Source organism: Shewanella sp. Iso12, from assembly GCF_012030025.1.
GTDB lineage: Bacteria > Pseudomonadota > Gammaproteobacteria > Enterobacterales > Shewanellaceae > Shewanella > Shewanella algae.
This window is the reverse complement of sequence record NZ_JAAUHW010000002.1, coordinates 357,165-369,912: the sequence shown is the minus strand read 5'-3', so window position 1 is coordinate 369,912 and position 12,748 is coordinate 357,165. Positions and strand designations below refer to the sequence as shown.

Here is a 12,748-nt window from a genome sequence, read left to right as displayed (position 1 = left end):
TCAATGTCAGCCAAAGGGTCAGCCCAAGGCAAGTACAACTAAAATAAACTCATGCCTGACAAGGTGTTGTGGCTTGGATGGCGGTTGTGGGTTGCTTACGAATAATGCCCAAGACCGCCAGCTCCGCCAAAGTAGTGAGCGCACCCTGACAAAGCTGCGGCTCTGGAAACTGGGGAAATGTCTCTGCCAGCCAAGCAAGTAACCGGGTAAAACTCAGCGGCGTTTGCTGCAGTTTGGCCAACAGCTGCGCCGTCATGGGATTGAGCCTTAAAAAGCGCACCTCCTCTTCCCGGTCACGATAGACACAGAAAAATACTGGGGTGGCCGCCACCGAATCCGGGCGGAAATCTGGGCTAATTCGGTCAACTTCGAACTGATATTGCGCCACTCTGGCGGTGACGGCCAATTGCAGTTTTGCAGCCAGTTGCTCCAGTGCCTGGAGCTCGGTCGGCTCCAGCCAAGGCGCCGAACTGTCCACTGCCACAGATACCTGCAGTTCCAAGAGTTCATAATGTGCCAGCTCCAGCATAAAAGGCATGGCATCCAAAGCGCTTGCCTGTTCCCGACACAGATAGTCGAGAAACTCGGCGGCAATATCGATAAACAACGGGCTTTGACAATCATGGCGGGCAAAGAAATCCTTTACCAACGCCAACCACTGCGCCTCTGTATGCAACGACTTAAGAACCGGATAGGCATTGGAAACAAAGCCATTGACATTATTGAAAAAAAGCTCGCGATATACCCGCATGTGCCGTTCATCGGTGCCGGCCGGCAAAGGCATATCATCCCGCCGCAAATAGGCAACAAAAGCCTGTTGTAATTGGGCCAAGGCCATCAAGCTCTCCTCTCTTGTGCAAATGCACCCAAGGCCCGGTGTTGCAGCGTGTCTATCTGCTTCAACTCCTGACACAAGACTTGGGTTTCGGGAATATTAAAGTCCCGCTCCAGCAAGGTGGGATGCACCCCGTGCAACCTATAGCACTCTGCCAGCAGTTGCCAGACAGGGTCGATAATATCGGCGCCATGGGTATCGATAATCAGATCTTCATCCTGCTGATAGTGACCGGCAATATGCAGGTAAGCGATGCGCTCACTGGGCATGGCCGCCAGAAAAGCTGCAGGATCATAGCCATGATTAACCGAGTTGACATAGATGTTGTTGACATCCAGCAGCAGACGACAGTCAGCCTCTTCCAGCACGGCGCAGACAAACTCTTGCTCTGTCATCTCGGCACCCGGAGCAGCATAAAAGGACACATTTTCCAGAATAAGTGGCCGCTCCAGAATCGCCTCAACCTGTTTGACCCTGGCACTGACATGCCGTACAGCCTCATAAGTAAAAGGGATAGGCATAAGATCGTACATATGCCCATCGGCAGAGCAATAGCTTAAGTGTTCTGAATAGACATCTATCTGGTGCAAATCGAGAAAGCGCTTAATCTCCTTGATAAACGCCAGATCCAGCGGAGCTGGGCTACCGATAGAAAGACTGAGCCCATGACAGTAAAATGAATGCTTCTCGGTCAGTTGTCGAAACTGCTTTCCAAACTTACCCCCCAGGCGCATCCAATTTTCCGGCGCGACCTCGAAAAAATCGGCCTCCTTGGGTGCTGCCTGACAAAACTCGGCCAGCATCTCCCGCCTAAGCCCCAAACCGACACAGTTATTCATAAATAATTACCGCCTTTGTGGTTTCAGACAGGGCGCAATGCGCCCTGCACTATTCAGCTTCAGTGGTTACTACCGCACTTGGCTTCACCACACTTGCCTTCCTTGACCTTATTGGCTTCGGCTTTGGCTTTACCCTCGGCGGAATGCTTCATTCCTTCGCCACACTTGCCTTCACCGCACTTTCCTTCTGCGGCTTTTTTCATGCCTTCACCACACTTGCCCTCGGCGGCCTTATTCATGCCCTCACCACATTTGCCTTCGGCAGCTTTCTTCATCCCTTCGCCACACTTGCCTTCGCCGCATTTACCCTCACGGCCCTTGTGCTCGGCTTCTTTGGCTTTCTTATCACCACATTTACCTTCGCCGCATTTGCCTTCATTACCAACCAATTGATAACCGGCTTCCATTGCCTGAAAACCGAAAGCACTGGCCTGGGCCTCTGCCGCGACGGTGGAACCTGCGATAACCATACCCAAAGCGGCTGCTACTGTAGTTGTCTTGACTGTCTTCATTGTCTTTCCTGCCTGTTGCTCATAGAGTTGTTACGAGTGACCGGCCTCAATTGCCGGCTTGCAATATCAGACCCGGGGACAGCAGAATCTATTTCACATTTTCAACCACGGATCACAGTTTTTACCTAAAACCCCATGTAGGGATACATGAGTAAAATAGCAAATGCCGATAAGATCAAGCTGTTAACAGTTAGATCTCTCGAATAAGCCTGTGCCTTTTAAGCTGTCGATTGGTGCCGGATGGGATTTAAGGTAGAATGCGCCACTTTCTATTTCAGCCAGGCCTTAAACACGTGCGTATTATTCTCGCCCCTATGGAGGGGGTTGTTGACAATCTGATGCGGGAACTGCTCTCTGCAATTAATCCTTATGATCTGATGGTCACAGAGTTTGTACGTGTGGTGGATCAACTTTTGCCTGAAAAAGTCTTCCATCGCCTCTGCCCCGAACTGCTGCAGGGCGGCATGACTCTCAGTGGTACGCCGGTCAGGGTACAACTTTTAGGACAGGAACCTGGTTGGATGGCTGAAAACGCCTTGAGGGCAATAGAACTCGGCTCCCAAGGGGTAGATGCCAACTTTGGTTGTCCGGCCAAGATGGTCAACCGCAGCAAAGGCGGTGCCGTGTTACTCCAGTATCCGGAGCAGATCCATAAGATAGTCAAAGCCATGCGGCAGGCGGTTCCTGAACCTCATGCGGTGACCGCCAAAATTCGCCTGGGGTTCGAAGACAAGAGCCTGTTTATGGAAAACGCGCTGGCGATTTATGAAGCCGGCGCCGCTGAGTTGGCTGTCCATGCCCGCAGTAAAAAAGACGGTTACCGTCCACCCGCCTATTGGGAATATATCACTGAGATACGTGAAAAACTGGCCATTCCCGTGATCGCCAACGGCGAGATTTGGAACCGGGAAGATGCCCTGCGCTGCATGGAAGTAACGGGTTGCGACAGTATCATGGTGGGTCGCGGCGCCATCTCTCTGCCCAATTTGGCGGATCACATCAAAAACGGCGCCATGCAATACAGCTGGCAACAGACCCTGGCACTGCTGATGAGTTACAGCCAGAAAGAGCTCAGCGGCCGCAAGAGTTGCTACTACCCGGCACGGATCAAACAGTGGTTCAGCTACCTCAATCGCCAGTATCCACAGGCCGATACCCTGTTCAGGGAACTCAGGGTACACAAGCAAACCGACGACATAGTGGCCACTCTCAGCCGAGCTCATCGCGAAATAGATGACAAGATGTGAGCAATTCTGACAAATTAGCGCCTTAACGACAGAAAATGTCACCCAGATTTGATCTTTATCATAGTGACATTGACCCGGCTGTTTAGACTAAATGACCGTAGACTCAATCTTTACAGGCAATTATCAGTGAGCAGCTCCCATATCAGACAAGCATTGTCGGCGTTAGAAATCGATCTCAGGAAAGAGATAATGGTGCTCGGACCCCACTGGGATCCCCAGATGTCACTCAGTGATCTGATTGAAACCATGACTCAGGCCGATCTTTGCAAACATCCTCTCTACCACAGACTATTGAGACTGGATGCCGCCCTCTGCCAACTGGATTTAGGGCTTTATGGTCTTTGTGCAGACTGTGAGGCTGAAATCGAAGCATATCGGCTCGACAGAGATCCGACCGAGCAGCGTTGTGAACGTTGCCATGAGCAATATAAACACGAACACAGACAAGAATTGCGATTGAATCACTGATTGATCAATCAAGAGCGATGAAGGCAACCTCAAGGGTTGCTTTTTTTATGACTATCGTAAAACTCCGCTCTTTCTTTGCGCGTATGTCCTCGGCTCCTGACAGACAAGCTTTTATTCGGATAAACGGAACCCCCAGCCTAGTTGAGGGGCTCTATACAAAAAAGCCCCGCCAAAATGGCGGGGCTGAGCCGTAAGGGAGAATCGGCGTTTTATCAGAACTTCTGATTAATGGTTACAAACCAGGTGCGACCCAGTACGTCGTACAGACCTGTGTTGACATCACGATAGTCAGCATAGTTGTACCAGGTTGGTGCTTCCTCATCGAAGGCGTTATTCACACCCAAGGTGATGGAACCATTCCAGTCGTGGGCGTAGCTTACCTGGACGTTGTGCTTGAAGTAGCTTGGTACGTTGATTAGGTACTCGTTGTTGTATTCAACAGCTCCTGAATCCTGGCCACCTATATAGTAGGTAGTCCAAGCTGCACTCCAGTTATCACGACTCCAGTTGATTGACGCACTGCCACGCCATTCAGGCTTGTCCTGCAGACCTGCTTCATCGAAGAAGTCAGACTCGGCATCGGCCTTGGTCTTATATTCCAGTACATGAGTCATTTCCAACTTCAGACGGAAATCACCGAAATCAGTTTCCTGGTTGTAGCTGGTGACAAAGTCAATCCCGGAAGTTTCCAGCGCGCTCAAGTTACGATACTGGCTGTGAATGGTCTCAATCTTGCCATCGCTGCCACGAATGATATAAGGCGAACCACCATTGGCTTCTTCTTCACGGATCAGATCCGCAACATCGACCACTTCAATCTTGCTGTCGTAGCTGATGTCATAGTAAGAGGTTTCAATACTCCAATCGTCAGTCACGTTCCAGACGAAGCCCAGGGTCAAGGATTCCCCCTCTTCCGCCTTCAGATCCGGGTTACCGCCATAGAAGGTCTTATATTGGTTACTTGGGCTACAGTAGTTTTCATCGGCCCCGGGGTTGGCACTACACCAGACAGTATCCAGGGTACGTTCAAAACTCAGCGCTTCACCGGAGAACATCTCACCCATATTAGGGGCACGGAAAGACTCACCCCAGCTGGCACGCAGCAACAGAGAGTCAACCGGACGCCAGCTCGCAGAGAACTTGGGCACAACTGAATCGAAGGTTGAAGATGCAAAGCCGGAAGCTATGTTACCTTCCTGCTCATAGCGCTCATAACGAACTGCAGCGGACAGATCCACATTGTATGGCAGCGAAGATTGCAGTTCCAAATAGCCAGAACTGCGATCCCGGGTTGCATCAACATCGTCGCCACCCGAACCACCGGAGATAATACCGGCAGCAGATTGCGGGTCACTCAGCTGCACAAACTCAATCATCTCATACTCGGCACCGACAACAGCGGCCAAAGTAATACCGTTGCCTTCATACAGCATACCGGACAACAGACCATCAAATTGGGTGCTGTTAAATTGCGCCTGATACACACCGGTATGGGCCGCTTGACCATAGAGATCGGCCATCTGCGCATCCCAATCTTCATAGCTCATGCCTGTGGTGTTGAAGACATCATAGTTGCCTGTGTCGATCAGGTCCTGAACGATATTGTCGTTGATCAGGTTGTAGTTGAATGAGTCAGTGGTTGAACGTGTATGCTGGGCATTGATTTCCCAATCGATACCGTTACCCACATCCCAATAACCTACCAACCCGGCCAGGAAGTCGATTGAGTTGGTTTCAGTGGTAGTGTCACGCTCACCAATCTGTACCGAACGCATACGGATTTCAGTGATATCTGTGCCCAATGGGTTCATTGGGTTGTCCGCAGCCATGGTTGGGGCGTTGGTTGATACCGGGGTGCCCGCGTAACGGGTATTGGTTTCACTCAGACTGGCAGAAGCGCGGCCACGGAACTGTATGTCGTCAGTCAGCTGGTAATTGAAGTTAGACAGAATACTGTTGCGGTTCACATTACCAAACAGCTTGGTCACCTTACCAAAGTCATAGTAACAGGTTCCGGCATTGGCGCCGTCGGTACCATCAATAACATTCGGTGCCTGGGAGCAAAGCTCGCTATTGGTATAATTGGCTGATTTACCATCGGCGCCAATATAGGTAGCTCTTGGGATCACACTGTAGGAGCTGATGCCGTTCCAGCTAGGATCATCAAAGCGCCAAACATCTTTATCGTACACAGAGGTAGTATCGTAATGCTCGAACGTCAGGGTGATATTGCCCTTATCTGTGCTAAAACCGGCCGCGACAGAGAAACGTGAAGAATCGCCGCCTTCCACATCAGGTGATTCACCGGTGTAGTTCAGCTCAACCCCTTCAAAGTCTTTCTTGGTAATGATGTTAATTACCCCGGCAACCGCATCCGAGCCGTAAACTGCAGAGGCGCCGTCACGCAGAATTTCGATTCGCTCAACAATCGCCATTGGGATGCTGGAAGTATCGGCAACGGTTCCTGAGCTTGAGCTGGTACCCGGCATACGGCGACCATCGAGCAGGATCAAGGTTGCCTGAGAACCCAGACCACGTAAATCCACATCACTGGTGGCACTGGCACCGGCACCATAGCCGGACATGCCACGCCAGGAACCAAAGCTGTTGATACTGGAGTTATTCAATACATCGGCAACCGAGGTTTCCCCGGTAACCTTAAGATCGGCTGCTGTGATAACAGTAACAGGTGAAGCGGTTTCCATATCCACTTGTTTGATACGTGAACCAGTTACTTCAATACGCTCGACTTTGCCTTCTTTTGCTTCTTCAGCGGTTGCATATCCGCTGAAAGCTATTCCCGTAACTGCCGCAGCAAGTAAACCGCGACGAACTGCCTTTGCAGTTAAACTGATGGAACTCATACTTGTCTCCCTGATGTTTCTTTCTGCAAGAAATATCTGATTATTTTTGTTTTAAACATTGCAAATAAATTGCAACACTCACAAAGATACTCCACAAATAAAACAATACGGTCAACAAACAAAACACAAAAACAACCAATGGGTAACCAATTGATACAAACAAATAGAGCGAAACTGCCAATGAAACTTAAAAACACCCATAAATCAAACTATTAAAACAAAAACACATAGGTGATACATATTGAAAACAATGTTTTTATTAAGTTTAAAATTACCTGTATTTTAATATTCAATAAACAATAATCTCGTAGCAAAAAGTCACAAAGAACCAGAATAAACATTTAGCAAACACCTGAATCAATATGTATCCAATATCATTTTCCCTTTGTTTATTTTAGGCATAAAAAAACCGGCTTATTAAGCCGGTTTTCAAGGTTTGAATACTATTAGAAAGTAAACTCTACCCCTGCATAATATTCACGTCCAATAACGTTATAGTAGGCTCGTGGGTAATGAGGCCAGCTGGACTGGGTGTAATCGATCTCCGGTCCTGAATCAAACAGGTTGTTGATACCGGCAGAAACCTTCAGATTGTCGTAGATGAAGTAACTGGCAGCCAGGTTAACCTCGACATGGCTATCGATTTTCACCGGATAAGTGCTGTCCAGACCTTCGCTGACAAAGTAATCCATCCGCTCACCATTCATGCTGTCGATATACTTGAACAGAATGTTGGTGGAGAAGTCGTTGTAAGACCATCCCAGGTTCAAGTTGGCACGCAGCTGAGGCGCAGATCCCTCACCATCGATAAGGTCCAGCTCCTCTGAATCCGGAGTCAGCTTTTCCTTCCAACGGGTCAGGTAAGTCCCTTCCAGGCGGCTGCTGAATTCACCATAGCTCTCGGTTTCATAGCGATAGCCCAGAGAGAAATCGATACCGGCAGTCTCACGAGAAGACATATTCATCGCCTGAGTGTTCACTTTCAGCAACTTGCCATTGCTGTCACGTTCAATCTTGTCGGCAAAGGCATCGGCGTGATCCAGAATATACTGCGCACTCGGGTCATTCACCAGATTGTCGATTTCAACCATCCAGTAGTCCACCGTCAGGTTGATACCTTCATAGTCCCAGACCAGACCCAGGTTGTAGTTTTTACCCTCTTCGGCTTCCAACTCTGGGTTGGCACCGATGGCAATCGGCAAAGACTCAATCTTGTCACATTCACCATAGGCTTCACAGCGCGGAGTGTCGATAACTGTACTGTAGCCAGTGGTAGGATCGCCAAACAAACGCTGCATATCCGGTGCGCGGAAAGTCTCGGCATACAAAGCACGCAGCATCAGGCTGTCGATTGGACGGTATTCCAGTGACACTTGCGGAGTAAACTGGCCACCAACATCAGACTCATCATCATAGTAGTCATAACGTCCGGCCAGTGTCATGGTCAACTGATCCAGCAATGGCAAGGCCAACTCGGCATAGGCAGCATACTGCTCACGTTCACCTTCGGCGCTGCTGCCCCCCTTGCCTATGACGCCACCGTTGGAGGTGAAGCTGTCAGACTTATCGTAGAACCACTCCTTGCTGTATTCGATACCCACAGCGTAGGCAGCAGTGCCTCCGGCAAGTTCGAACGCATCACCATTGATACCGGCACTAAAGCTGGACAGAGTAGATTGTCCCTTCTTGTTACCTTCGTAGTTCAGCAGTGCCGCATCTTCAGGAGAGATCACATCCAGCAGAGACTTGCCGCTGTCGCCAGAGGTCAGGTAGTCGAAGGTGCTCTGGTAAGTTGGAGAACCGTTGCTGCGGGATTCCACTGTCTGACGCGCAATAGACCAGGAAGTATCATACTCGATACTGTCGGTCAGGAACCCCTTGGAACCTATGATGAAAGAGAAGTTATTGGTTTCAAAGTCAGAGGTACGTGGCCCCAGCTCACTCATACGGCGGGTGTAGTAGTAGTCGCCGTCTGCAGCATTGGCAAAGTCACCACCGAATGCAGTGTCCTTGTCAAAAGTTTGGGACAGCCCCTTGTCCTTATTGGCAATGGTGACTTTATCGCCGGCTACATTGAACATGAAATCAGTGCCCACTGTCGCAGACTCAATCTCGGTAAAGGTCGAGGAATGAGTGTAATCGATGCGGGAATACAACTGATGATCCGCATTCAGCTCCTTGGTGAGGTTGATCATGGTCGAGTAGCGCTTCTGCTCCGGCAGGAAATCACGCTGCTTGGAGCGGTCAAAACCACAGCGGCCATTTTCCATCACCACATAGCCACGGGCCTCACATTCTGCCGGTGACAAGGTCTTGGTCAGCGAAGTTTTGTTGTTGCCGAGGTCCTGTACCAGGTTGGCACCGTAAGAGCTGTAACCTGAGTATGGCTGACCGTCGACAATATCTGTACCCCACTCTGGGCGATCTGTCCCTTTCAGTGCCGTTCTGTCTTCATATTCGGCAAAGAAAGTCAGGTTAGCCGTATCACTGCTGACACCTGTCATGAAAGAGAACTGATTGTTGCGCAGACCACCTTCATCCGTGTCGGAGAAACGGTACTTGAAAGTTGTCTGTTCGACATCTTTCTTGAGAATGATGTTGATAACACCACCCATGGCGTCAGAGCCGTAAATAGCCGAGGCACCTGTAGTCAGGATCTCGATACGCTCGATCGCACCCAAAGGAATATTGGCAGTATCCACGAAGCTGTCGGTACCACCGGCACCAAAGGGATACTTGGGCACCCGCTTACCATTGATCAGGGTCAGTACCCGACCGGCGCCCACGCCACGAAGGTTGACAGAGGAAGCGGCAGGGGTAAAACCATGTACTTCCTGTTGGGTCATGGAGCCGCCTGAGTTCTGCGACAGGTTACCCAGTACATCCTGAACCGAGTTAAAGCCACCTTTCTCAATATCGGCAGCACTCATCACAACAACAGGAGAAGCATTCTCCATATCTGTGCGTTTGATACGGGAGCCAGTAACTTCAATACGTTCTACTTGTTCTGTAGCCTGAGCATCATCGGCGGCATAAACCATTGTAGGGATTGATGTGGAAACAAAAGCAAACAGACTAAAGCGGATGGCCTTAGCGACTGCAGTCTGCGTTGACATATTCTCATTCCTTTTTCAAGCACGGTGGCAGGGAGGGAACACCGTGTTCTTATTCTATGTAATACTCAGCCCCCCAAACGAGAAACATACCAATAACAGCAACATTATCAATCACTTAAATGATAACGAATTGTTGACACCTGGTTTAATTTGTAAAACTCAAGCACCTTATCAATCAAAAACTAATGATATTTTTACAGAACAAATGCCGGCTACAGCCAAGATGTATCATTAGGTATCAAAACATTTTATTTACAACGCTTACTTTTCAACCCACTGTTAATGCAACGCTTTTGATGAAAAATGTGATGTAGGTAGAATTTCTACTGCACACAAAAATCAAACAAAAAAGGAGCCATTCGGCTCCTTTTTGTCTATTTGCTGTTAATTAACGAGTGCGAGGGCACAGCTCATCAGCAGCAAAGAAGTATGCGATTTCGCGCTCGGCTGATGCCAGAGCATCAGAGCCGTGAACAGCGTTCTCATCGATGCTGTCAGCAAAGTCAGCACGCAGAGTTCCACGGGCAGCTTCAGCAGGATTGGTCGCACCCATGATTTCACGGTTGGCCAGAACGGCGTTTTCACCTTCCAGAACCTGAACCATGATAGGACCAGAAGTCATGAAAGAAACCAGAGCACCAAAGAAAGGACGCTCGCTGTGCTCAGCGTAGAAACCTTCGGCTTGTTCTTTGGTCAAGTGAACCATTTTGGCGGCAACAATTTTCAGGCCGGCAGTTTCAAAACGGTTGTAGATAGCACCAATGTGGTTCTTGGCTACCGCATCAGGCTTAATGATAGAAAAAGTACGTTCGATCGCCATGACTAGCTTCCTTAATCAGCGAGTTTTTAAATTTCGCGCGGATTATACGAAATAAATGCGCCAGATCCTAATCCTATCTCGCAAAGCGCCTGGCAAAATCTACCGGGAGGAGGTACACAAAGACTCAATGCCGACGCTTGAGCCAAAGGTAACCGCCGCAGAGACAAACCAAAAGTAATAACAAAGGCATAAACTGAGGAAAATGATGAAACAAGCCAACACCACCATGCCCCGAATGTGCCAGCACGGCCGGAGCAAATAATCCAAAACTACAGGCGAAGAAACGTGACATGACAAACCTCCGAAACCAGCACAACAATTTATTAACCAAGTTAATATAGTTGACTCGTGATGGTGATAATTTGACCTGGATCAGTTTTCCGCCAGAGGGGGTTACTTTTCCTCGATCCAGCATTGCTGCACGGCTTCGAGAATTTTCTCGCTGCAGCGTTTAGGGTCATCATCGAAGGCTTCCAACGCCAATATCCACTCGTAAAGCTCAGGAAAATGCAGTTGCTCTGGATCCACATCAGGATGTGCCTCCAGCAACTCCAAAGCCAAGTCCAATGAATCTATCCACTTGAGTCCCATGGTTACTCCTGCTTCAGATAAGTACTGACTTTGAGTATAGCGCCGCAGTTGAAGCCTTAATAGCCTTGATTGAGACCAAGATCAGGCTTCGCTTGGTGTCTTGCCCTTACGCCTCTGCTTGGCAATAAACTCTATGATGGCGCCGGCAACATCTTTGCCGGTGGCGGCTTCAATCCCTTCGAGTCCGGGTGATGAATTGACCTCCATCACCACGGGTCCATGGTTGGAGCGTAAAATATCCACGCCGGCAACATTCAACCCCATGGTTTTGGCGGCGCGCACCGCGATTGAACGCTCTTCCGGAGACAACTTCACCAAGGTTGCCGTGCCGCCCCGATGCAGATTGGAGCGAAACTCTCCCGGCAGAGCCTGGCGTTTCATGGCGGCAATGACCTTGTCGCCGAGCACAAAACAGCGGATATCGGCCCCTTGGGCCTCCTTGATATATTCCTGTACCATGATGTTGGCCTTGAGGCCCATAAAGGCCTCAATCACACTCTCGGCCGCCTTACGGGTTTCAGCCAGCACCACACCTATCCCCTGAGTGCCCTCCAAGAGTTTAATCACCAAGGGAGCGCCACCGACCATGTCGATAAGATCCGGAATATCGCTGGGCTTATTGGCAAAACCTGTCACTGGCAATCCTATGCCTTTGCGGGACAGTAACTGCATGGAGCGCAGCTTATCCCTTGAGCGGGAGATCCCCATGGAGCTATTGAGTGTATAGGTAGCCATCATCTCAAACTGACGCACCACAGCCGTGCCGTAGAAAGTAATGCCGGCACCTATTCTCGGGATCACCGCATCGAAGGACGGCAACTCGACGCCCCCGATATGAATACTGGACTGCTGCATACTGATATTCATATAGCATTCCAGCGGATTGATCACCTGCACCTGATAACCCCGTTCCTGGGCGGCCTCCACCAAACGGCGTGTGGAATATAAGGTTTTGTTCTGTGACAAAATTGCAATCTGCATCCAGGTCAGTGTCCCTAAGAGTGAAAAAGACAGCGCATCATACGCCTGCCGTGTTGGAAATCAATCTCTGCACGCCAAGCATAGCAATAAAAAACCGGCCACTTGGGGCCGGTTTTCAAAAGATGTCAGCACTTAACCTTCACTGACCATGTTGACTGTGTATTTAGGGATTTCAACAACCATATCACCTTCAACCACCTTGGCCTGACAGGACAGACGACTTTCAGGCTCCAGGCCCCAAGCTTTGTCCAGCATGTCGTCTTCCAGATCATCGCTGGGTTCAAGCTCATCGAAACCTTCACGCACTATCACATGGCAGGTGGTACAGGCACAGGATTTCTCGCAGGCATGCTCTATGTTGATGCCGTTTTTCAGCGCGACATCCAAAATGGATTCACCCACCTCTGCCTCCACCACGGCGCCTTCAGGACACAGTTCTTCATGGGGCAAAAATACTATCTGTGGCATAGTCTCA

General features: G+C 49.7%; 11 protein-coding genes. 2 read left to right on the top strand and 9 right to left on the bottom strand.

Features of this window, described 5'->3' with window-relative positions; genetic code table 11:
• Window positions 1–49 precede the first annotated feature (49 nt).
• Genes HCX89_RS05660 through HCX89_RS05650 form a run of 3 tightly spaced genes read right to left on the bottom strand, consistent with a single transcriptional unit; the run spans window position 50 to window position 2,186 of the window.
• Window positions 50–838: a DUF2063 domain-containing protein gene (locus HCX89_RS05660; RefSeq protein WP_071239182.1), complete on the bottom strand. Its 789-nt coding sequence runs from the start codon at window positions 836–838 to the stop codon at window positions 50–52.
• Window positions 838–1,674, bottom strand: a complete 837-nt coding sequence (locus tag HCX89_RS05655; RefSeq protein WP_028781029.1) for a DUF692 domain-containing protein — start codon at window positions 1,672–1,674, stop codon at window positions 838–840. The genes HCX89_RS05660 and HCX89_RS05655 overlap by 1 nt, the downstream gene beginning before the upstream one ends.
• Before the next feature lie 59 nt (window positions 1,675–1,733).
• Window positions 1,734–2,186, bottom strand: coding sequence for a hypothetical protein (locus tag HCX89_RS05650; protein ID WP_025011501.1), 453 nt, complete (start codon window positions 2,184–2,186; stop codon window positions 1,734–1,736).
• A gap of 293 nt (window positions 2,187–2,479) precedes the next feature.
• Between HCX89_RS05650 and HCX89_RS05645 the strand changes: the two genes are divergently transcribed.
• Window positions 2,480–3,433: a tRNA-dihydrouridine synthase gene (locus HCX89_RS05645; protein ID WP_167715434.1), complete on the top strand. Its 954-nt coding sequence runs from the start codon at window positions 2,480–2,482 to the stop codon at window positions 3,431–3,433.
• Between the two features lie 126 nt (window positions 3,434–3,559).
• Entirely contained in the window at window positions 3,560–3,901 is a 342-nt protein-coding gene (locus HCX89_RS05640) for a TraR/DksA C4-type zinc finger protein (protein ID WP_025890162.1), read from the top strand.
• A gap of 212 nt (window positions 3,902–4,113) precedes the next feature.
• Here HCX89_RS05640 and HCX89_RS05635 read toward each other — a convergent pair whose 3' ends face one another.
• From HCX89_RS05635 to fdx, 6 genes are all read right to left on the bottom strand, one after another.
• Window positions 4,114–6,765, bottom strand: a complete 2,652-nt coding sequence (locus HCX89_RS05635; protein ID WP_167715335.1) for a TonB-dependent receptor — start codon at window positions 6,763–6,765, stop codon at window positions 4,114–4,116.
• A 446-nt stretch (window positions 6,766–7,211) separates the two neighbouring features.
• The gene (locus tag HCX89_RS05630; protein WP_025889464.1) at window positions 7,212–9,881 is read right to left on the bottom strand and encodes a TonB-dependent receptor; all 2,670 of its coding nucleotides are present in this window, start codon (window positions 9,879–9,881) and stop codon (window positions 7,212–7,214) included.
• A 388-nt stretch (window positions 9,882–10,269) separates the two neighbouring features.
• Complete coding sequence (gene ndk / locus HCX89_RS05625) at window positions 10,270–10,701, bottom strand: nucleoside-diphosphate kinase (protein ID WP_025011497.1); 432 nt, start codon at window positions 10,699–10,701, stop codon at window positions 10,270–10,272.
• A gap of 393 nt (window positions 10,702–11,094) precedes the next feature.
• Window positions 11,095–11,292, bottom strand: a complete 198-nt coding sequence (gene iscX / locus HCX89_RS05620) for a Fe-S cluster assembly protein IscX (RefSeq protein WP_025011496.1) — start codon at window positions 11,290–11,292, stop codon at window positions 11,095–11,097.
• Window positions 11,293–11,373: 81 nt separating this feature from the next.
• Complete coding sequence (gene rimK / locus HCX89_RS05615) at window positions 11,374–12,273, bottom strand: 30S ribosomal protein S6--L-glutamate ligase (protein ID WP_025011495.1); 900 nt, start codon at window positions 12,271–12,273, stop codon at window positions 11,374–11,376.
• Between the two features lie 132 nt (window positions 12,274–12,405).
• Entirely contained in the window at window positions 12,406–12,741 is a 336-nt protein-coding gene (gene fdx / locus HCX89_RS05610) for an ISC system 2Fe-2S type ferredoxin (protein ID WP_025011494.1), read from the bottom strand.
• Window positions 12,742–12,748 lie beyond the last annotated feature (7 nt).